A 22,003-nucleotide genomic window follows, 5' to 3' on the forward strand; every position below is an offset into this window, starting at 1 on the left:
TATGTCTTCAAAAATCAGCAGTTTAATTAAACCGACACTGAACTCCCCCTTTAATATTGATTTCAATTGGTGGAAAGACCACGATCGCGATTGGCAAGTTTATTTACGCAGTTTTCTTTGCGAAGAGCACCGACGCATATTCCAGGATTTGGACAATGATGAAGTAATCGATTGGGTGGATCCCAAAACTGCCGAGGTCAAACAGGTCGATGGCTTACAGCACACTTTGATTTCTCATTGTGCCAAACAGGAAGGCTTCATCAGTCGCAACATGGCTCTGGTCGATTCAGTGTTCAAGGTATTCTTGTCCAATGGCAATAAACCCCTCACCCCACAAGAATTAGGTGAAATCCTCAACAGGCCTCCCGATATCATTTTAAAAACCTTCTCCGGGTTCAGGGTGTACAAAGGTATTCGCCCTGTTTCAAGTTCATAATGGTGGTGATATAATTTAATACCTGAAGTATGCCCCTGTAGCTCAATTGGACAGAGCACTGGACTTCTAATCCAGGGGTTACAGGTTCGAGTCCTGTCAGGGGCGTTGAACACCCCAATCCAAGGAAATTCCAAAGTAATGAACTTAATAATTTCTGAGTAATCAAACCCGCAAGTTGTTGATAGAGAAAGGATGACCCATGAAATTAATTTTACGGTGGCTGATCACCGCGGCATCGCTATACATTGCATATCTGGTTCTCCCTGGCATCACCGTTGAAGGCAATGGTTTTTGGGTGTATTCGATCATGGCTCTGATTCTTGGTTTGGTCAACGCCCTGATCCGCCCGATTTTGAAGTTTTTGTCCTGCGGCTTTATCATCATCACATTAGGTCTGTTTGTGTTTGTCATTAATGCGGCCACATTCATGCTCTCTGCGAACATCTCCCAGAGTCTCGGCTTTCACTTTGCGGTCGATAGTTTTGGTACTGCCCTGTTAGCCTCAATTATTGTCAGCTTCGTTTCTGTGGTGTTATCATCAATTTTGATTGATGAGGATAAACGTTAATCGTTTGATTAATCTCATCCGATCGTCACCTTGATTGTCAACAAATCCCTACCGCATGTGCTTGCATTGTCCGCCTAAGCCGAGTATACTTTGACGCTGTGCTGGACCAAAGAATCCAGCGTTTATCTAAAATCAAAATTGACTACGGGTTCTTTCCGTTACACAGTTATCTCCGGTAACCAAGTGTAACAGACCCATGGAAAGGAGATTCCAAATGCGACAATACGAATTAATATTGATCCTTCAGCCTGACCTGGACGAAGAAACCAGATCCGGAGTGATTGAGCGTGTCAACACCATGATCATTGAGAGTGGTGGAGAAATTATTAAAACAGATATTTGGGGTACAAGACAGCTTGCTTATGAGATTCAGGACTTTCGTGAAGGTTTCTATATCTACATGGAGGTTTCTTTAAGTCCCGCTTCTAGCACCGATTTTTCACAAAACCTGCGCTATATTGAGCCAATCATTCGGTATATGCTCATAAAAGAAGATTAATGATTCTTTTTTAACGACGATGTGCTGAAATGTTTTTCGAGGGGTTGAACAAGATCATGCGTGTCAGTCCCTGGAAAAAGCATTTGAAGTCCCAAATACAAAAAGAGGATATAGCCTACCTCCCTCTGAATTTTTTACACATATAGGAGTTTACAATGACAAATTTACAAAGCAGCCGCTACTATTCTCGGTCAAAGGTTTGTCAGTTTTGCACGAACGTAGAAACTGAGATAAATTATAAAAATACAGAACTGCTCAAGCACTATATCGACGAAACCGGGAAAATCCGCCCAAGACGTCAAACGGGTGTCTGCGCCAAGCATCAACGTGCCCTCGCTAAAGCGATTAAAAATGCAAGGCACATTGCGTTGCTTCCCTTCGTCAACGAGTAGTTCAGCATTTTTCCGTTACAAAGGCAGATTGGCACACATGGCAAAACAAAAACCAAAAAAGAAAATCGTCACTAAAAAGCACCTCTCCCGAGAACACCGTGAAGCTAAACAAACCCGAATTCTGGTTATTGTATCAATTGCTGTCGGTGCAATCATTTTGGGTTTGGTTATTTATGGTGTGATTGACCAAACGATCATCCAACCAGGCATAGCGGTGGCGCGTGTGGGCGATACAAAAATCACTGTCCGTGAGTTTAAACCCTTTGTTCAGTACACACGGGTGCAGATGTTAAATCAAGCTTACCAATATCTTAACTTTTTCCAACAATTTGGCGAGTATGGCAGCAGTTTCCTTGATAATGCTCGATCAATTGCCTCAGAATTATCACAGCCGGTCGTTCTTGGGCGATCTGTTTTGGATGAAATGATTGACAATATCATCATCAAAGAGGAAGCCGCGAAAAGGAATATTTCAGTAACTGATACAGAAATCGATGAAGCTATTCAAGCCGCTTTCGGGTTTTTCCCAAATGGAACGTCCACCCCAACAATGACTGCGACGATCCAGCCAACCGCGACATATTCAGAAACCCTGCAAGCATTGATTAACACACCGACTCCTGTCATTGAAGACTCAGAAACAACAGATTTAAATGGGGAACCAGAACTTGATGAAACCGATCGTGCAGTGGTTGTCGAAGGAGAACCGGCAGAAGAAGAGGTCATTGACCCAAAGGGAGACCTGGTAGATCTTCAAGCCGTCGAAAGCCTAGCTTTAGAAGGCACTCCAGAGGCGACGCCAACCAACACACTGACACCTACGCCTTATACAACCGCAATTTTCGGAAAAAATATCAAGGAATTTGAAAACCAATTTAAAATCTACAATTTCAAAATTAAAGATCTTAGAAAGGTCTTTGCCGCACAGTTGCTGCGCGAGAAATTAACCGAAGCTATGGATTTTGAAGTTGAAACAACCAAACCTGAAGTGTGGGCGCGGCACATCCTCGTTGCCAGCGAAGATTATGAATTAGGTCTTGATATTTTAGCCCGTTTGAGAGAAGGAGAGAACTTCTACGACCTGGCTGCGCTTTACTCAATCGATGAGTCCAATAAAGATATGGGCGGCGACTTGGGCTGGTTTGACAAATCCACGATGGTCCCCGAATTTTCAGAAGCCGCTTTCAGTTTAGGTGAGGGCGAACTAAGCCAGCTTGTGGAAACAACCTTTGGCTACCATATTATCCAGGTGCTTGGCAGGCGTGAGAGCCCGGTATCAGCCAATGAGATATTGCAACAGAGACAACAACTTTTTTCGATTTGGCTTTCTGATCAGCGCAACCAACGTGATGATATTCAAATTCATGATAATTGGGATCAATTTGTCCCTATAACGCCTGAGGTACCTCAACAATTCCTAGAAGCGCTATATCAGTAATTTGAACCGTTAATTAATAGAAACAATATGAACAAAAAGAGGCGCTGAGCGCCTCTTTTTTCTTTGATTACCAGCTTATGCAAAATATGCATCACCAACTTCATCAAGTTTAAGGCTGATCATTTGGCTGGTTGAATCCCTCCCCATGGTAACACCATAGATTACATCCGCAGCCTGAACCGTATTTCGGTTATGCGTTATGATCACCACTTGAATTTGCTCTGAAAGCTCTCGTAGTTCTTCCACAAACCGACCGACATTGGATTCGTCCAACATGGCGTCAACCTCATCTAAAATGCAAAATGGCGGTGGAGATACCTTGAGCAGGGCAAAAATCAATGCAACAGCGGTTAAGCTTCGCTCACCGCCTGATAATGAAGCTAAACCTTGCTGCCTCCTACCCGGCAAGCGTACTTCAATGTCAACACCGCCTTCTACTGGTTTCTCCTCGTCAGTGAAAATCAATTTGGCTTCCCCGCCATTGAAGAGACGGGAAAAAACTGCAGAAAATTCCTTGTTGACGGCTTGATAAGTTTTTACGAACTCAATTTCCATCATGTCATCAAGTTCTTCAATAACTTTCTGAAGATCCTGGCTGGCTTTTTCCAAATCAGCCACTTGATTGGTAAGAAATTCAAATCGTTCTTTAACCTCGATATATTCTTGCTCCGCTTCAGGATTGACAGCGCCGATTCGAACTAACTGGCCTTTCAAGCGTTTGATATCGTCTTCGTGGGATTCAGGTATCTCAGCGATTTGGGGTAGATCTTCAATCAGGTCATCGTTAAAAGGCAATGGCATGGGTCCATCATATTTCTGGTCACCCTCGAATGAAACCAAACCAAAATCATCGCCAATTCGATCTCGTAAGAGGTTCAATTGATCCTGTCTTCGCTCTAATTCCATTTGTAGCTGAGTATACTGACGTTCTGCAATGATCACTTTCTGATGTGATTGAGCTTCAATCTGTTGCAATTCAACAATAGATTGCTCTGTTTCTACGCCAATTGCTGATAGGGGTTCGACATGTTCGGTTTCCAGATGATTGATTTTTAGCTGAATTTCCTCAATCTTTTGAGTCAATTCTCTTTTTCTTTTTTCAATCTCAACCAATTCAGCTGCAATTTCAATGCGACGATTCGTTAACTCTTGAAAACGCTGTTTAGAAACATCAACCCGATTTGAAATGTCTTGATAACGTTGTTGAACAGAATCGAGTGTATTTTTAGCAACGATTTGCTGAGTCTTCAATTGGTTGAGGGTTTGCTGAATTTCAAAAAGCGGAATTGCTTGTAACTCGAGGTTAATCTTCTTTTCCTCACCAAGCACCCTGTTGATCTCGGCTTCAATATCATCCAATTTCCTTTTTCCAGATTCAATCATGGATTGAACCTCGATCATGTCTGCATCCAGAGCAAGCAATCGGTCAGTATTCCAACGTTCCTGTTCCAAAAGTCGCGCATGTGCATCCTTTGCATCCTGAAGCTTCCCCTCATTGACTTGCCAATCCCGCTCTAGAAGCGTAAAATCCTGAACCAATTCGTCTTGCTCAGCTTGTAATTGCTCTATTGATTTTTCGATACGCATTTGTTGGTCAAGCAGTTCTTCGATCTCTTTTTCGACCAAAACCCGTTCCGATTGAAGCTCGGCTTGTTGTCGAGTGCGTCCAATTCGCTTTCCGGATGGACTCTGACCAGAGATAATCAACCCATTAGGGTAAAAGACAATCCCAGACAAAGTTACCACGATGATTGCGAGATCCGATTTGCCGATGATTATTTCTGCTGTTTCAGTATCCTTGACGACTAAAATGTCCGAAAGAAGTGCATCAACAAGGTTTCGGTAGGTTTTACCAACTGAAACCAGAGTGTTGGCAAAACCGATCACTCCATCCAGATGGTGAAAATCTTTTTTCTGTATGGTCTGAGTGGATTGATCCATTGGCATCAGGGCAACCCGGTCATCTACCTTTGCTTCAAGATATTTTATGAGCTTATCTTTACTTTGAGAAGGCATTGCCAATAAGTCTGTCAGTTCGCCTAATGCAGCGCTGATCGCACGTTCGTATTGTTCATCGATCAGGATATGTTGCGAAATTGGCTCAATTCCTTGCGGTAAGCGACCCTGCCGTGAGTTCTCCAGCAGCTTTTTGGACCCTTCTGAGTAGCCGCTCAGCGCTTTTTCTGCGTCCTGTAATAACGACAATTGCGTGGACAATTTCGTTCGCTGGTTGTCCTTATGATTAATTTGTTGGGTAATGCTTAAGCGATCGTGATTAAGTCTTTCAATCTGGTGCTTGAATTCATCAATCTCATTCTTTTGCTGCTCAATTTTTTGTGTAAATGTTTGAGAGCTTTTTTCTAATAACAAAAACTGCTCATTAGCTTCATTCCGCTGATGTTGCAGCGTTTCAATTGCATTTTCAACTCTATCACGTTCGTTTTGAAGGGCATTAACTCGATTCTCAAGTTCATCTATGCGAACAACTGTTTGAACTTTTTCTGTTTCTAATTGAATTCGCTTTACCTTGAGTTTATCCAGCGCGAAATCAATCTGCTCTCTTTCTTTTATAACGTCCGCCAATTTTTGAGCAAATATTCTTTCTTCTTCAGCACCTTCGTGAAATTCCTCCTGGCGTTGTTCGATCTCAGCTTTCAGGGCCAGCCCCTGGGCTTCAATCCCTTTTATCTCCTCTTCAATATTTGAAATATCAAGGTCGAGGTTATCTTTTTGTTGCTTGTAGGAACGCTGGCGCTCTTCGATAATGGCAAGCTCGCGGGTTGTTTGTTCTAACAGGCTATGATTTTCGGATAGTTCCCCATAGAAAGCCTCAAGCTCTTTTCGATAAGCTTGCAAACGCGCACGCGCTCCTTCCACATCCGTTTTTGCATCAAGGTGTAACTTATTCAATGAATGCACGAGAACTTCTTGCTCATGGAATGCATCACGGGTTTTTCTGAGATCCTGCTGCTTTACGTGCCACTGGAAACCATACCACTCTCGTAAAAGCAAGCGCAGATCTGCTTTAACTTGCTGATATTCTTGAAAACGTTGTGCCTGCCGCTCAAGGCTTCTCAGTCGGGGCTTGATCTCTGTTAAAATATCAAGTACCCGATCCAGGTTTTTGCGTGTATTTTCCAGTTTGCGCAGGGAATCTTCCTTACGAGATCGATAAAGGCCAATCCCGGCAGCTTCTTCAAACAATTTTCTACGCTCGTCAGGCTTTAAAGCCAAAGCCGCATCAACCAAGCCCTGTCCAATAATCGTGTAATTTCTTTCGGACATCCCTGTTTGTGAAAGAAGCTCCGAGATGTCTTTGAGACGGACCTTTTGTCCATTTAAAATATATTCATTCTGGCCATCCCTGTAAGCCTGGCGTGTAATGGCGACATGGGAATAATCAATGGGCAGCCAACCATCCTCATTGTTGAATGTGATTGTACTGGAGGCCATTCCAGATCGGGACCGTTGTTGGGAACCAGAAAATATCATATCTTCCGTCTTTTTCGCTCTTAACAGCGAAAAAGATTGCTCGCCCAACACCCACCTGATGGCATCGGCAATATTAGATTTCCCCGAACCGTTTGGGCCAACAATCGCAGTGATCTTTCCGGGAAACTCCAGTCGCGTTGTGGTTGCAAAGGTCTTTACACCCTGCAATTCGATGGATTCTAAACGGTTTTCCATGATTTAATTGTGCTCCAGAATCCCAAGGCTAACCAGCGCTTCCCGCGCCGCGGATTTCTCTGCAGATTGCTTATTTGAGCCGATCCCTCTGCCATAGGATTTATTACCAATTCTAACTTCCATTTCAAAGGTTTTATTATGATCAGGACCTTCTTCAGCGACCAGGATATATTTGGGTGAAGCTAAGCCCCTTCCCTGCGCCCATTCTTGAAGGCGACTTTTGGTATCTTCAGCGATATGATTTTGAAGAATGCTGTCAACAACTTCTAACAAGAGCGGTTCCATAAAAGCTTCAACGGCTGGCATACCTGCGTACAGGTATAGCGCACCAATCAACGCCTCGAAGGTATCGCATAATAGAGTGGTGCGCTCCCGTCCTCCAGCTTGTATTTCGCCTTTCCCCAATTGTAAAGCCAAACCTAAATTTATTTTCCTCGCAAAATTGGCTAATTGTTCAGTATGAACCAATGCGGCTCGCAGACGAGTCAGGTCACCTTCTGGTTTCTCAGGAAAGAGATGGTACAGCCACTCAGCCACCATGAAATCAAGAACTGCATCACCCAAGAATTCAAGGCGCTCATTGTCTTCAATTGCGTCCTTATTTTCATTCAAATACGAGCGATGGGTTAACGCCCTTGTTAATAAAAAGAAGTCTGTAAAAGGAAGTTTTAAACGTTTTGAAAACTGCTCTGCGCTTTCGGTTTTGACATCTTCAGTCATAGTTCTGGGTCCTTTACCAGAACTACTGATGCGCAGGCCATCTAAAGTAAATAGCTTGCGCATCAATAGTTCTTTAATTGATGCGGGTATTATTTCGACCTCTTATTTTATCCGGTAATCCTATTTATACCAAACGCTATTATTTAATATTTCATTGTTTGAGCCATTTTTCGAAGGTATAATTCTATTCAGGATTGTTGACCACATGACCTTTCTGTATAGACCCAATTCTGCGTACACCATTCATACAGAGATCTATGAAGGCCCGCTGGACCTTCTTCTGGACCTGATTTCAAAAGCTGAATTAGACATCACGCGACTTTCGCTGGCAAAGGTCACGGATGCATATTTAGCCTACCTGGCATCGCTTCAAGAAAAATCTGCTGTTGAAATCTCAGGGTTTTTGGTAATAGCCGCCAAGTTGATCCAAATAAAATCTGAGGCATTATTGCCTCGCCAAGTTGAGAGGGCGGAAGGCGAAGAAGATCCAGCCGAAAGTTTAGCACGACAGCTCATGATTTACAAATCCATAAAGGAAACCGCACTGTGGTTGCGGCATCTAGAACAGAAGGGACAACGCACGTACATTCGGTTGGCACCACCGCCCAAAATCGAAGAATCTGTTGATCTTTCGGGGGTTGATCTCGACACTCTTATAGAGATGATGAAAGCACTATATCATTTTAGTGAAGAGGCAGCGCCAATTACCACGGTTATTACCATTCCAAGAGTTACAATTAGAAACAAGATCAGTGAATTGATCGATCAACTCAGACACCAAAAACGCCTTTCATATCGCCAAATGCTCCCAGAGGAGTACGATCGGATCGAAGCGATTGTGCTTTTTCTGGCTGTCCTGGAGATGATCAAGCAACAATACGCAAATGTTCATCAGGAAGAACTTTTTTCAGATATCCAAATTCTGGCCACAGAAAAAACCTTCACCGATCAAAAAATTACCTTGGCACTGGACACATAAATCTGTTATAATAATATCCACTTAAACAAATAGATCAATATTACGAACAACAATCAAATCGGGATATGAATATGATGAATGGCGAAATTAATAATCAGTTAACAACGTCTACCCAAGAAAACTTGGGGGCTGTTGATGAATCTCAAGCAACAACCCAGAACACAAAGAAGTATTTGATCGCAGGTATCTTGGTAGCAATTGTGCTGATTGTCTTAATTGTGCTGGCAACGATCTACTTGGTTGATGAAACACACCAGCAAAGAACCGAACAAATTCGCGATGTCTTTATCATCTTCCTGGCTTTGCAATCCCTGGTGATTGGAATCGCAATGGTTGTGTTAATCGTTCAACTTTCGAGCTTGATTAACCTCCTCCAAAATGAGCTCCGTCCAATTATCAACTCGACCTCTGAAACCGTAAACACGTTGAAAGGGACAGCAAAATTTATGAGCGATAATCTCGCGGAACCAGTGATTAAGTTAAATCAATATGCTGCTATGTTGAAGCGTATTTTTAAACCTTCAAAAAATTGAGCGTAAAAACCACTATTAGTTAAAAGGAATAACGAAATCAAAGGAGAAAGACATGTCAGATAGTAAAGATTTTGGTGCATTTTTAATTGGGTTTATTGTCGGAGGTCTAACAGGTGCTGCTGTAGCCTTGTTGTTTGCACCTCAATCTGGTGAAGAGACCCGAGAATTGATCCATGAAAAAGCGATACAGCTCCGTGATCGCACAGCGGAATCTGTGGAAGAAGCCCGTCTTCAAGCAGAAGAAGCATTCATTCAAGCCAAACAAAAAGCTGAGGAATGGACGAAACTCACCAAACAACATGCGGAAGAGCTTCTTGAGAAAGGCGAACAAGTTCTCGAAGAGGGGCGCGATAAATTAGTCGAAGCGATTAAACCGAAGGAGAAACCTGCAGAAGGTTAATCCGAGGTCGTACTAAAATAGAGGCTGGCTTAATAACCAGCCTCTTTGGCTTTAACAATTGCACCTGGTAGATAATCCAGAAGGTCGAGTGCAGTTACACTCATGTCTGTTTTACAATTAATTCTGGCAATTTTTCCCGAATTGGCATGAATCCACACCCCCAAAACGCTGGCATGCGCTGCCGATACGCCCTGCGCCATCAGCCCACCAATAACGCCAGTTAATACATCTCCGCTGCCTGCTGTCGCCAGGGCGGGGTCGCTGACTGGATTGATAAACATTTTCCCGTTTGCACAAGCAATGACTGTCAATGCACCTTTTAACACCAGATTGACCCGCCATAATTTGGCATACTCTGATGCGATTTCCCAACGATTGGATTGAATCTCACTTGTTTTCAGCCGTGTGAGAACAGACATTTCCCCAGGATGTGGGGTTAGTACCACTTGATCTGGTAATAAAGACCACCACTGCTTAAGATTAACCAGGAGTTTTAAGGCATCAGCATCAATTAACAAAGGCGTGGATGGGGGCAGGTGTTGCAGTAAATCCGTTAAAAACAAAATATTAGATTCGTTTACCCCCCACCCAGGTCCAATGGCAATGGCTGTTGCTGATTGTAGGGCGCTCAATAATACTTGTAGCCCATCAGGATCGAACACACCTTCAATATCCGGTATAACCGTCCACACAGCTTCAAGTAAACGCCCGGCAAGAAGTCGATGAACATCCCGTACAACTCCCATATGCACCAGTCCGCAACCCATCCGATAGGCTGCTTTCCCAGCAAAATAAGCCGCACCAACGTACGGCGCAGATCCAGCAATCATCAAACAAGTGCCAAAGGTTCCTTTATGTCCGCTGTCCGGTCGCCTTGGAAACAGATCGCGAATCACTGAATGGTCGATCATTTCAGACAAACCATCCTTTGTGTATATGGACGGATCGCCGATCCCAATATCGATATAATGCAGGTCGCCAGCAAACGATCGAGCTGGATGTGACAACAATCCCTGTTTCATAGCAGCCATGGTAAGCGTATAAGCTGCGGGGATCGTTGCAACCGAAACTTCTCCTGTATCGCAATCAACGCCAGAAGGGCAATCTACAGCGATTATAAGCAAATCTGAGCGGTTTTCCAGCCGTTTATGAATATTCACCATCACATCATGCAATGGGCGCCTCAGAGGCAGTCTGAAGCCCGTTCCCAGGATGCCGTCCAATACAACAACGCCTGGGATCAAAGCAGCATCAAAGAAGTCAAGGCGATCATTCCTGGAAATATCGACAACAGCTCCCCCAGAAGAAAGATAATCATCCAGCAAAGCATCGTTTCCATTTTCTTTGACAAGAAATGCCTGAGTTCTCAAGCCCCACTTTGCCATCCAGGTAAGGGCAATGAGCGTGTCACCGCCATTGTTACCAGCTCCAACAAGACCGATAACGCCTTGACGATGTGACACGTTTCGAGAGATCCAATTGGCAATCCCTCGCCCCGCATTTTTCATCATCATTTCATAGCTCACACCAGATGCGTCCGCTGCGCGTTCAATAGCCTTCATTTGTTCAACAGAGACAATCTTCATCAAGCTCCTTTCACATCAATAACCAATGATAATTATAAGGGATACGGCAACAACGCTTGACTTTTGCTTTTCTATGTGATAAGATGACAATCGCTCGGGGGCGTGGTGTAGTGGTTCAACATGCGGCCCTGTCAAGGCCGAGATCGCGGGTTCAAATCCCGTCGCTCCCGCTAATGAAAATCCACCTGGTCAGGTGGATTTTCATTTTTTTTATATCAATGATTGCCAACCATTCTCTAGCTTTCCATATTATTTTTAATGCCCAATTCAGCTGCACGTCTCGTCATTTCATCACGCAGGATCTTTGAGTCCTTGGGATATGTGAAATAGAATCCAGAAAATAAAACGCCGCAAATCAACCATGGGAACGGAACGGTCCACAGCATAGCCGTTTGAATATCAAGTTTATCGGCAAGAATGCCGAAAATCAGAGCAGCGATAGCGGCAAAACCACTCTCAATAAAAGTAATAAATGAAAAGGCTGAAGATCGCAGTTCAGGAATCACCACACCCTGGATCATCGGCTCCTTCGAACCTTTGCCTGGCCAGCTAATCAACAAGGCAGTGATAAAACACAGAACTGCCAACTTAATCAAGCTCCAGTTTTCAGTCCGCGTGAAGAGATAATAGGTGAATGGAATGCCCAGAAACACAGACAACTGCCCGATAAAGGCTCTGCCGAACTTTGGACTCACTTTTTCAGCATAGTCTCCAATGATACCGCCCAGCACATTGCTGATCGCGGTTCCAATGACCACGCCACCAAAAATCAAAGGCGCTTGGGTCGTGTCAACATGGCGGACTTCAACCAGCCACAGGATTAAGAATGCGCCCATCACCACCCAGGGCATGGATCCAGCTAAGCCCTGTGCAATCGCGACCCAGATCGTCGGGATTTTCATCAATGTTTTAACATCGGAAATTTTAGCCTTATAGCGTTCTGCGTCTTCCTGTGTCAGTTGACCGCGCATCTCAGGCTCTGCTTCACCCCGCACGGGTTCATCCACAAGAAACCAGATCAGTATACCGGAAAGAACACTGGCAATTCCCAGAATATAGAAACCAATTCGCCAGAGTTCGGGCGTTGCCATGGCGCCAAGCCCTATGGTGAAAATTATAATTCCCAGCACACCGATTGCTTCAAGGATGCCCAGCATTTTCCCACGCACATTTGGAGGAAAGGTATCCGCCATGATTGAAAAAGTTGCTGGCATCAGGCAGCCTAACCCTAAACCGGAAATGACTCTGATGATCAGTAATTGGTGATAGGTTTGTGTAAAACCAACAACAATTGTCCAGATCCCCCATAGTCCAGTACCAATCAGCAGAACTTTTCTGCGGGAATACCGATCGGAAAGATAACCCCAAAAAGGAGAGCTGAGCGATTGAAGCAGGCTGCGTGCAAAGGTAATCCATGCCAGGTTCATGTTGGTCAAAGACCAGAGCGTTTTCAGTACAGGCGAGAAAATTGACATTGCCTGGCCTTCTCCCTGGTCTACAAAGTAACCTGCAGCCAGCGCCATGAGCGTTTGAGTGCGTTTTCGTTCAGATTTCACTTTCGGCTTTGATTGGTCAACAAAATCAGTATTGGTTTCATCCATAACAAAGTTCTCCTTGTTTCGCGGTGTTTGCGATGTCAATATTTGGGTGTGCGTGGTTGTTTTGCTCTCAAAATTGATATCATTGAATGTGTTTTTGCTAAGGTTTAATTTGGATTGAATGAATTATAAACGAAAATAAAAAATTCATTTAGGAAAAACCGGTTTTCGATTTTTGGGCTCAAAATTTGCGTGAGAAATTAAAAACACTGAACCATTTTACCAAATTGTGGTTCAGCGTTTATTAATCGTTTATGGCTAAAAGAGTATAAATTTATCCTTTGACTGAACCTGCCATCATTCCACGTACAAAGTATCGTTGTAATGCCAGGAATACAGCTAAGGGTAAAATCATGCTGACAAATGCAGCAGAAGTCATCAAATGCCAATCCTGTCCTTTTTCTCCGACCATTTGAGCAACGGCAATGGTGACAGTTTTATTCCGTTCACCCAGGAAAATCAAGGCGACGAGGTAATCATTCCACAACCAGAGGAACTGGAAAATCGCGAATGAAGCCAACGCTGGAACAGAGAGTGGAAAGATCAGACGGATAAATATCGTAAAGTTTGAAGCCCCGTCAATAAAAGCTGACTCCAGTAATTCCCGAGGTATCGTGCTGATATAGTTGAAGAGTAAGTAGGTGGCTAATGGTAAGCCAAAGCCCGAATGTGCTAACCAGATGCCAAGAAATGTACCGTTCAAGCCCATGTTTACATAGTCTTTAAGGATTGGAACCAGGGCAATCTGCAACGGCACAACAAGTAAAGCAACGATAATTGTAAATAAGATATTACGGCCGGGGAATTCCAACCAGGCAAACCCAAAAGCAGCAAAAGCTGCAATCAGGATTGGGATAATCGTTCCCGGGATTGCCACTGCCAGCGAGTTGAGAAATGCACCACCCAGGTTATTGCCCGTCCGAGTGATTGTCCGTCCTTCAGCATCTTTGTAAGTGATATTTTTTCCGGTTATGACATCTTTATAATTTTTTAGTGTCAGGTTAGTGCTAAAACCTATCCATTGTCGGTCAAATACCCGTAGTTCTCGAGAACGACGATTACCTGACCAAACCAGTGACCGGCCATCATCCAGTTTAATGCCTTCTCGATACTCTTCGAATGTCGCTGAAACGCCCTCAATTGGACTTCCAGAATATTCAACTGCTTCTCCTGCCGCATTTCGTCCCTCAATAGTTGCAGTTGTGGCATCAATTGTGATGATATCATCCAGATCCACATCAGGGTTCAGCTTGATTCGAGCAACCTGCATCTCTACGCGGTGTGGAAACACGGTCCACCAACCCGATTTAAAGATATCCTCGCTGTGTCGAAAAGAGGTAATTAAAATTCCAAGAATGGGCACCATCCAGGCGACACAAATAATTATGAGTACCAGGTTTATAAAAAAACTTTGAGCTCGCTTTTGAGATTTTGCACTCTTCGCCATTAGAACCCCTTTCTTTCTTTGTTGAATTCTCGCAGGTTGTTAATAATCACAGGGGTAACCAATAGAAGGAGGACAATTGCAATTGCGGAGGCGCGTCCTGCATGGTTGTATGTGAACATTTGCAAATAAAATTCATTAGCAATCACATTTGTGCCATTGTTTCCTCCGGTCATTACCCGGACGACATCAAACAACTTCAGGCTAAAAATCACAACTGTGGTGATTACGGTGATCAGTGTCCCTTTTATATAGGGAACGGTTATATTGAAAAACGCTTTTATTTCATTTGCACCATCAATACGTGCTGCTTCCAATAATTCAGCTGGAACACCCTTAATTGCTGATGAAAGAATGACCATGGTGTAACCAGTCTGCAGCCAGACCATAATCACAATAAGGAAAAAATTATTCCATGGCGCCATGGTTAACCAAGGGTGCGGTGTGCCACCCAGAGCAATTACAATCGCATTGAGCAAACCAATCTCCTGAATGCCTGCACCGGTTCCCTTATAGGAGTATACAAATTTCCAAATCACACCTGCGCCAACAAAAGAAATTGCCATCGGCGTAAAGATGATCGATTTGTACAATACTTCAAATCTGCTACGATCAGCCAATACGGCAACCAGAAGTCCAATCCCGACACTGAAACCTGTTCCAAATACCAACCAGAGCAGGTTGTTTTTAAAAGTTTCTAACATACGCGGATCAGTGAAGGCAAAAACATAATTTTTAAGCCCGACCCATTGTGTGCCGAGATTATTGTGAAAACTGGCAATTAATGAGCGAACCACCGGAATAGCCAGGAACCAGCCCATGATAACAACCGCAGGGCCAACAAAAACAAACGGCTGTAATCGTTTCGACCATGGTTTTGGCAACTTTAATACCAACCAGTTCGCCACAACATACAATAAAGCGACACCTCCCACACCCCAGATGATCGCTACGGTAACCAGCACGATTTGTGATGCCTGGGCTTTACTTAGGAATATATACCCCTGCCAGAGAACATAGAAAGTTATTGCCGGGACAAAAAGTGAGATTAATATTTGTCCCAGTGTTGAACTGAACCAATGCAAAAACCCAATTTTCTCTGAATTGGAGTCCTTAGTATTAAGCATGTACACCTCCAACTGATGACGAATTGATTTAAAAGGGCAGGCATATACTTGCCTGCCTGCCCTTTGTTTGTTGGTTTTTATCCAGGACTATCCTCAGACTGTATCCATGTCATGCTGAAGAGCAAGCATGATAACACAGCGTGTTGGCCCGTGGATTAGCGAGGCCAGGAGGCGTCAATTTGTTGCAATGCCTCCTGTCGGGTGATTGTGCCGCTAACATAATCGGTCATGTACTTCCAGAAAGTACCCGCACCCACAGCCCCGGGCATCAGGTCAGAACCATCAAAGCGGAAGGTAGTTGCATTTCGAATGGTCTCTGCCACACCGCGAGTTACCGGGTCAGCGTACCAATCCAGGCTGGCGTCATTGTGGACACCAATTGCACCGCCAACTTCAATCCATTTTCTCAATGATTCACCGGTTGAGAAGTACTGGATCACTGCTCGAACTTCGGGACGGTCGTTGAAGACAGCATAGATATCACCGGCACCGAGAACAGGTTTCCCATATTCTGGTTTAATCGGAGGCAGATAGAAGAAATCGTAATCCACACCGGCTTCTAATTCCTCGGGGAAGAAGGTGGTCACGAAATTGCCTTGTCGGTTAAACCAGCATCCTGGTGGATCATCGAACATGGGTTTTGGAGCATCACCAAAGCTGATGGTAGGAATGGCTGCACGCCCACCATAGACGTAATCATCGTTAAACCAGATCGCTTCGATGTAATCAAGAGCCTCGTTCACCTGTGGCGAGTCGAAAGGCAGTTCACCTGCGACCCAAGCGTCATAATCCTCAGGTTTTGCTACTCGCAGCAGCGTATCCTCAATCCAGTCAGTCATTGTCCAACCGGTTGCAGCGCCAGATTCAATGCCAATGCACCATGGAGTGTCACCGTCATCGGCGATCTCTTGGGTCAGAGCCATCATCTCGTCCCAGGTTTCAGGAATCGTGTAACCATATTCTTCAAATTTTGCTTTTGGATAAAACACAAAGGATTTACCATTGGCACGTGCCCAGATACCAGCAACCATTCCGTTCATGGTCGCTAAATCTTGCCAGGCTTGTGAGTAATTTTCTTTGATCCAATCCGGATTGATCAGCGTTTCTAAGTCAATGGCGTAACCTTTATCGACTGCGGTTTGGAGCAAGCCGGGCTGCGGGAAGTCGACAATATCGGGACGGTCACCACCATCCAAACGGATCATAATGTTGGCTTCAAATTCTTTCGAGCCTTCATATTGAATGTCGATGCCGGTCGCGGCTTCAAATTCAGCAATTGAATCGTTAAACACGACTGCGTCCTGGTCAGTAAAAGGCCCAGCCATTGTTACAACCGTGCCAGCATACATGCCAGCATAGGCATTAGCCAATTCCTGCCCCTGCGGTAAGGGAGCAATTACTTCCTCCACAGGTTCTTCCACTGCAGGCGGTTCCTCATCCGGTTTTTCTTCTGCAGGTTTCTCTTCCGCGGGTTTCTCGACAACAGGTTCTTCAACTGCAGGCGGCTCCTCTGGTGAAGGTGTCTCAACTTTAGGAGCGCAGGCAGCCAGAATCATTGAAAAGATAACCAAGACTGCTAAAAACATAAATTTCTTTTTCATTTTAAATATTCTCCTCCAATTTAACTAGGATTTGGTTAACAAAATATGGGTCGTCATTAACATCTCTTCGTTTGTGGATTGAACCTCCTTTTTTACTAGTGTGCATGACTGTCGAAAATGCGTTTTGCTTTTCTCCTGAAAATATCTCCAAATGCAAAGTGCCCTATCGGCGAGCCATCTTGTTTCAATTTGTTTAATGTCCATCAAGCTCAATGTCTTGACGCATCTGCCAAACAGCTCTTCCGCATTAGAGAAAAGAAATGAGTTGCCAGTTTCTTTGTTTTCCAAAATCCCATTCTTCGGAAACTGCTTTTATGGAAGCACTTCCATGTACAGCTAACCAAAAATAGGATTGCATCCGAGCATCTTTATTATACGTGAGACTTGCAGATTTTGTCAAATTAAAAATATCAGCGAGTTCTCCCTTTTCCAGCGCTCACCGTCAGGTCATATGTGCAATATTTAAAATTTCTTTGTTTGTGTCAGTTTATCAAGATGGTGTCAACCATTTTTGATTTGAAATTGAGATTATACTTGGCTCATTGGCATCTAAAAAAACGATCATCCTGAGGAGCTATGAAAGATCATTTTCAACTTGATGTTAAACCACATGCTCGAAAAGAAGCAATTATCCGCAAAGACACCGCAAGGTTTACCCTCCTGACCGATCAGTTGATAAGAATGGAGTACGATCCATCACAGCAATTTGAAGACCGCCCCACCCAGGTCTTCTGGTATCGTGATCTTCCTGTGCCCGAATTTCAGGTTTCTATCGATCATAAACTGCTCACTATAGAAACAAAAAAACTGATATTAACTTACAAATTCAGCGAGTGGGGCTTTCACCATGACTTTTTGTCGATAACCTTGAAGGATAACGGAAATATCTGGCGATACGGACAAGAAGATAATTTTAACCTCAAAGGAACACTTCGAACGCTCGATCGCCTGGACGGCGGGCTGTTGACAGAACCGGGGCTTGTTTCTTCTACCGGTTGGTCAGTGTACGATGATAGTCAGTCCCTGGTCTTCGATGAAGATTCCTGGTTGGTTAACCGCAACTCTCCACCTGGCACAGTTGATTTATATTTTTTTGGTTATGGCAAAAATTACACCCAATGTATTATCGACTTTCAAAAAATCTCCGGTCGCCCACCCCTTCTGCCCAGGTTTGCACTTGGCAACTGGTGGAGTAAATATTGGCCCTATCACCAGGATGAGCTTGTCGCCCTGATGAATGATTTTCAAGAGAGGGGTATTCCTCTATCTGCTTGCATTGTCGACATGGACTGGCACATCGTAGATACCGGTAACGAAAGCTCGGGTTGGACAGGCTATACCTGGAACCCAGAACTATTCCCTGATCCGCCAATTTTCTTTGAACAAATCCACAAAATGGGATTAAAAACAGCCCTCAACCTCCATCCAGCCTCTGGCGTTTATCCCCATGAAGCCCAATATGAACAGATGGCAAATCGATTGGGCATTGATCCCGAAAGCAAACAGCCAATCCCGTTCAATATCGCTGATGCAGATTTTGCAACGGCTTATTTTGAAATCCTCCATCACCCACTCGAGGATATAGGTGTGGACTTCTGGTGGATTGACTGGCAACAAGGAAGAAAATCGAGCCTGGAGGGCTTGGACCCCCTCTTTTGGCTCAACCACCTCCATTTTCATGACCTTGCCAGAGGCGGTATCAAACGGCCGTTTATTTTCTCCCGCTGGAGCGGGCTTGGAAATCAACGTTATCCTATTGGTTTTTCTGGTGATGCTTTAGTCACCTGGAAATCCCTGCAATTCCAGCCTTATTTCACCGCAACAGCGGCAAATGTCGGTTATGGCTGGTGGAGCCATGATATTGGCGGGCATATGGGCGGCGTTGAAGAGCCAGAGCTGTATTTACGCTGGCTTCAATATGGTGTCTTGAGTCCGATTATGAGGATGCACTCGACCAACAGCGCGTACCACGAACGCCGTCCCTGGGCTTATGATGCAGAAATTGAGCGCCTTGCAACCAGAGCGTTGAGGCTGCGCCATGCCTTGATCCCCTACTTGTATACCGCAGCCTGGGATAACTACCGGGAAGGTGTTTTGCCCATTCGACCCATGTATCACCTGTACCCGGATGAGAAAGATGCCTATTTGTGCCCGGATCAATATTACTTTGGCAGCGAGTTGATCGCCGCCCCGTTCGTAACACCACGCCACGAAGACACCCGCTTGAGTCGCCAGTTGGTATGGTTGCCAGAGGGACATTGGTTTGATTTCTTCACAGGTGATTACTATCAGGGCGGAGGATGGTATGCCATATACGGAGATTTAGAGCGCGTACTTGCTTTTGCTAAAGCTGGCGGGATCGTGCCATTAAATGCAGAAACCCATAAAAATGGCGTCAATTTGCCGGAGATTTTTACGATTAAAATTTTCCCTGGAGCCGACAATGAATTCACCCTGTACGAAGATGATGGTGAGACACAGGCTTATCTTTCTGGAGATTACGCACTCACAAATATGCAATCCAGGTGGGAGCCTGAAAAACTCACCTTTAAGATCAACCCTGCTCAAGGAATGCAGAGTTTGCTTCCACCAGTGCGAACTTACAACCTGCAATTTCACGCCATTACCCCACCAGCGAAAGTCATGGGATGGCTCAATGGCAATGAAATCAAATTGGACGGATACTATGATCAGCAGCGCCGTCATCTGATCACCAATGGCATCAGGTTATCCCCTCGCGACGAACTGGTTGTTGATGTCTTGGGTCAGGGTAACCTGTGCCACGATGAACCACAAATAAAAGCTTCGGTTTTGTATTTGCTCAAACAATTTAAATTGAATACTTATATCAAGCAGGCTTTGACCGACCAGATCGATCAGCTCCTGGCAGATCCCCTGGCTCTCCTTCACTATGCTGACCGCATGACCGATAATCAGCTATTGGCGCTTGTCGAGACGTGGATGGGACTCTACCCGGAAAAGATGCCAGTAAATCCACCAGAAGCTTTCCAGAAGATCATCAACGTCTTTTTCAACTGATAATCTACGCGAAATGGTTCGTAATAATTAGAAGTCGCTTGTATTTATGCGTTAACCTGCGCCCTACATGGCAGGTTATCCTGTGCAATTTTTTGCTGACAATAAAATCCCGGTTTGCGCTGGGAGGTTTATTTGTAATTCATCATTTCTATTTGGGTATGTGGTGTGGTCAACCAAGTCTTGATAGGAAAGATATTCCGGATTTTGAATCAGTAATTGGTGTTCTTTGGGCGATCGATTAATTAATAGCATGAAATCTTGTGAATCACCCAATGATAATACCAACATGTCTTTTTTCTCATCAAAAGCATTTACAGTCCACTCCGCCTGCCTTAACTGGGGGTATTTTTGCCGAATCTCCGCCAGTCGTGCCAGATACTCCGTGAATTGAAACGATTTTTCTAAATCCCATGTCATGGGGAGACGTGCTTCATCAAATCCTTGTGCATCTCTTGCATGTATGGAACGCCTCTGCGATAAGGGGATTTCTGTTCCATTATATAAAATGGGCGGTCCTGGAAGGACATACAGCACCAGCAAGGCCAATTTTAACAATTTCTCATTGTGGTTTGCAGCATAAATAAACCGGTTCATGTCATGGTTATCCAAAAACGCAGGTAAGTTGAAGGATTTTGAAAAATAAGAAAAATGAGCTTGAAGAAAAGCTGCAAACTTCGCCAGTGACCATTTTCCTTGTGCAAAAGTCGACCGCAACGCCTGGCACAAGACAAAGTCGAGGGTTCCCATCAAGCCGCCTGCGAAAGAAGCCTGTATATCCGCAGGTTGAACAACCTCTCCAAAAGTCCAGCAATCAGGGTTAACGGTTTCACAGACATGGCGAAAATCGATCCAGAAATCCTGCTCTGGGCCGTGCGCGTAATCCAAACGGAATCCATCCACACCTTTTTCCAGCCAATATTTTGCACAATTCAGCATGTATTCTCTTGCCGGGCTGCCATAAGCAAGGTTGACTTTGGGCATAGAGCGAACATTATAAAAGCTTTCGTAATTCGGCCAATCTTTCCATACAAAATAATCATGATATTGGCTATTATGGTTATTAACTGCATCTTTGAAAAAAGAGTGTTCATTGCTGCAGTGGTTAGCAACAAAATCCAGGATCACCCGGATTTGAAGAAAATGGGCAGTATCAATAAGCTCCAAAAAGTCATCCATCGTCCCAAATTTGGGGTTGATTTTATAATAGTCACTGCTATCATAGCCATGATGCGATGGGGACACAAAAATTGGCGTCAGCCAGATCGCATTAAAGCCCATCGCCTTGATATAGGGAAGTTTTTCTGTCACGCCCTGTAATGATCCGCCAAAGGCTTTGCATAGATCACCACTTTCAATCCAGGGGTCTTCTCCTGCTGGTTTAAACCGGTCAACAAAGATTTGATAAACAATCGCATCCTCAACCCATTTTGGGGGGCTTGATTCCCCATAATAAATTGAGAAATGGGTGCCCTTTTCAAAGGTTCTTGCTTGATTATCAGCAAACGCCATCTGCAGTGATCCTTGCAGCCGAGCAGCGATTTTATATCGCAGCATCGTCCCAGCCGGTTGCACGGGAAGCGTGATCTCCCATTCCTGCAAATAAGACCATAAATCTGTTCTCCAAACGAGCTTTGCCTTCGCAAATTGGCGTTCCTCCTGCTGCGCCCATTCATCGGTTGTGTACCAAAGATGCACAGATTCCACCGGTTGATCAACAGAACATGTCACCTTCAGGCAAACTTCACCTCCAGGCGTTGGGTTGGCTGGAAACTTGATGTTGTAATGGTGCACACCCTGATGCCGCGCAATTAACCACGCAGAAGTGTTTTTTGGGTCATCCATGTCTCCAAAAATGTGATCCATCGGCGGTTCAAATTCAGAAAAAGTCATAAATCGTCTCCAAAACAGAAAAAGGTGTCGTTTCCATAAAAAGACACCTTTTTATTTTATTTAACA

General features: G+C 44.3%; 17 protein-coding genes and 2 tRNA genes. 11 read left to right on the forward strand and 8 right to left on the reverse strand.

The window, feature by feature from the left end:
• Window position 1 precedes the first annotated feature (1 nt).
• The 6 genes from CFX1CAM_RS06940 (at window position 2) to CFX1CAM_RS06965 (ending at window position 3,333) form a co-directional block, all read left to right on the forward strand.
• Complete coding sequence (locus tag CFX1CAM_RS06940; RefSeq protein ID WP_087862326.1) at window positions 2-436, forward strand: hypothetical protein; 435 nt, start codon at window positions 2-4, stop codon at window positions 434-436.
• 31 nt (window positions 437-467) lie between these two features.
• Window positions 468-541 (forward strand) — tRNA-Arg (locus CFX1CAM_RS06945).
• Window positions 542-635: 94 nt separating this feature from the next.
• Window positions 636-1,004: a phage holin family protein gene (locus tag CFX1CAM_RS06950; protein ID WP_087862327.1), complete on the forward strand. Its 369-nt coding sequence runs from the start codon at window positions 636-638 to the stop codon at window positions 1,002-1,004.
• Window positions 1,005-1,218: 214 nt separating this feature from the next.
• Window positions 1,219-1,503 carry a 30S ribosomal protein S6 gene (gene rpsF, locus CFX1CAM_RS06955; RefSeq protein WP_157891773.1) on the forward strand — a complete coding sequence of 95 codons (285 nt, stop codon included), beginning with the start codon at window positions 1,219-1,221 and terminating at the stop codon, window positions 1,501-1,503.
• 155 nt (window positions 1,504-1,658) lie between these two features.
• Window positions 1,659-1,895 carry a 30S ribosomal protein S18 gene (rpsR, locus tag CFX1CAM_RS06960; protein WP_087862329.1) on the forward strand — a complete coding sequence of 79 codons (237 nt, stop codon included), beginning with the start codon at window positions 1,659-1,661 and terminating at the stop codon, window positions 1,893-1,895.
• A 37-nt stretch (window positions 1,896-1,932) separates the two neighbouring features.
• Window positions 1,933-3,333 carry a peptidylprolyl isomerase gene (locus tag CFX1CAM_RS06965; RefSeq protein WP_162287667.1) on the forward strand — a complete coding sequence of 467 codons (1,401 nt, stop codon included), beginning with the start codon at window positions 1,933-1,935 and terminating at the stop codon, window positions 3,331-3,333.
• Between the two features lie 75 nt (window positions 3,334-3,408).
• Here the strand turns inward: CFX1CAM_RS06965 and smc are convergent, their stop codons facing one another.
• Complete coding sequence (gene smc, locus CFX1CAM_RS06970) at window positions 3,409-7,020, reverse strand: chromosome segregation protein SMC (protein WP_087862331.1); 3,612 nt, start codon at window positions 7,018-7,020, stop codon at window positions 3,409-3,411.
• 3 nt (window positions 7,021-7,023) lie between these two features.
• On the reverse strand, window positions 7,024-7,740 hold the full coding sequence (rnc, locus tag CFX1CAM_RS06975) for a ribonuclease III (protein ID WP_087862332.1): 717 nt from the start codon (window positions 7,738-7,740) through the stop codon (window positions 7,024-7,026).
• Window positions 7,741-7,945: 205 nt separating this feature from the next.
• On the opposite strand from rnc, the gene CFX1CAM_RS06980 reads away from it, so the two are divergent.
• The 3 genes from CFX1CAM_RS06980 (at window position 7,946) to CFX1CAM_RS06990 (ending at window position 9,652) form a co-directional block, all read left to right on the forward strand.
• Window positions 7,946-8,719: a segregation and condensation protein A gene (locus CFX1CAM_RS06980; protein ID WP_087862333.1), complete on the forward strand. Its 774-nt coding sequence runs from the start codon at window positions 7,946-7,948 to the stop codon at window positions 8,717-8,719.
• 74 nt (window positions 8,720-8,793) lie between these two features.
• Complete coding sequence (locus CFX1CAM_RS06985) at window positions 8,794-9,252, forward strand: hypothetical protein (protein ID WP_157891774.1); 459 nt, start codon at window positions 8,794-8,796, stop codon at window positions 9,250-9,252.
• 52 nt (window positions 9,253-9,304) lie between these two features.
• On the forward strand, window positions 9,305-9,652 hold the full coding sequence (locus tag CFX1CAM_RS06990; protein WP_087862335.1) for a YtxH domain-containing protein: 348 nt from the start codon (window positions 9,305-9,307) through the stop codon (window positions 9,650-9,652).
• 29 nt (window positions 9,653-9,681) lie between these two features.
• Here the strand turns inward: CFX1CAM_RS06990 and CFX1CAM_RS06995 are convergent, their stop codons facing one another.
• Window positions 9,682-11,238 carry an NAD(P)H-hydrate dehydratase gene (locus tag CFX1CAM_RS06995; protein WP_087862336.1) on the reverse strand — a complete coding sequence of 519 codons (1,557 nt, stop codon included), beginning with the start codon at window positions 11,236-11,238 and terminating at the stop codon, window positions 9,682-9,684.
• A gap of 96 nt (window positions 11,239-11,334) precedes the next feature.
• Between CFX1CAM_RS06995 and CFX1CAM_RS07000 the strand changes: the two genes are divergently transcribed.
• Window positions 11,335-11,408: transfer RNA gene (locus CFX1CAM_RS07000), tRNA-Asp, on the forward strand.
• 66 nt (window positions 11,409-11,474) lie between these two features.
• On the opposite strand, the gene CFX1CAM_RS07005 is transcribed toward CFX1CAM_RS07000, so the two are convergent.
• From CFX1CAM_RS07005 to CFX1CAM_RS07020, 4 genes are all read right to left on the reverse strand, one after another.
• Window positions 11,475-12,839, reverse strand: a complete 1,365-nt coding sequence (locus CFX1CAM_RS07005) for an MFS transporter (protein WP_087862337.1) — start codon at window positions 12,837-12,839, stop codon at window positions 11,475-11,477.
• Between the two features lie 271 nt (window positions 12,840-13,110).
• A complete protein-coding gene (locus CFX1CAM_RS07010) occupies window positions 13,111-14,283 on the reverse strand; it encodes a carbohydrate ABC transporter permease (RefSeq protein WP_087862338.1) in 1,173 nt (390 codons plus the stop codon).
• Window positions 14,283-15,188 carry a carbohydrate ABC transporter permease gene (locus tag CFX1CAM_RS11595; RefSeq protein WP_231941023.1) on the reverse strand — a complete coding sequence of 302 codons (906 nt, stop codon included), beginning with the start codon at window positions 15,186-15,188 and terminating at the stop codon, window positions 14,283-14,285. Before CFX1CAM_RS11595 ends, CFX1CAM_RS07010 begins: the two co-directional genes overlap by 1 nt.
• A gap of 374 nt (window positions 15,189-15,562) precedes the next feature.
• On the reverse strand, window positions 15,563-17,008 hold the full coding sequence (locus CFX1CAM_RS07020; protein ID WP_197687107.1) for an ABC transporter substrate-binding protein: 1,446 nt from the start codon (window positions 17,006-17,008) through the stop codon (window positions 15,563-15,565).
• 576 nt (window positions 17,009-17,584) lie between these two features.
• On the opposite strand from CFX1CAM_RS07020, the gene CFX1CAM_RS07025 reads away from it, so the two are divergent.
• Entirely contained in the window at window positions 17,585-20,047 is a 2,463-nt protein-coding gene (locus CFX1CAM_RS07025) for a TIM-barrel domain-containing protein (RefSeq protein ID WP_087862340.1), read from the forward strand.
• Between the two features lie 75 nt (window positions 20,048-20,122).
• Here the strand turns inward: CFX1CAM_RS07025 and CFX1CAM_RS07030 are convergent, their stop codons facing one another.
• Entirely contained in the window at window positions 20,123-21,937 is a 1,815-nt protein-coding gene (locus CFX1CAM_RS07030) for an alpha-amylase family glycosyl hydrolase (RefSeq protein WP_087862341.1), read from the reverse strand.
• Between the last annotated feature and the right edge of the window lie 66 nt (window positions 21,938-22,003).

It is taken from the genome of Brevefilum fermentans, from assembly GCF_900184705.1.
GTDB lineage: Bacteria > Chloroflexota > Anaerolineae > Anaerolineales > Anaerolineaceae > Brevifilum > Brevifilum fermentans.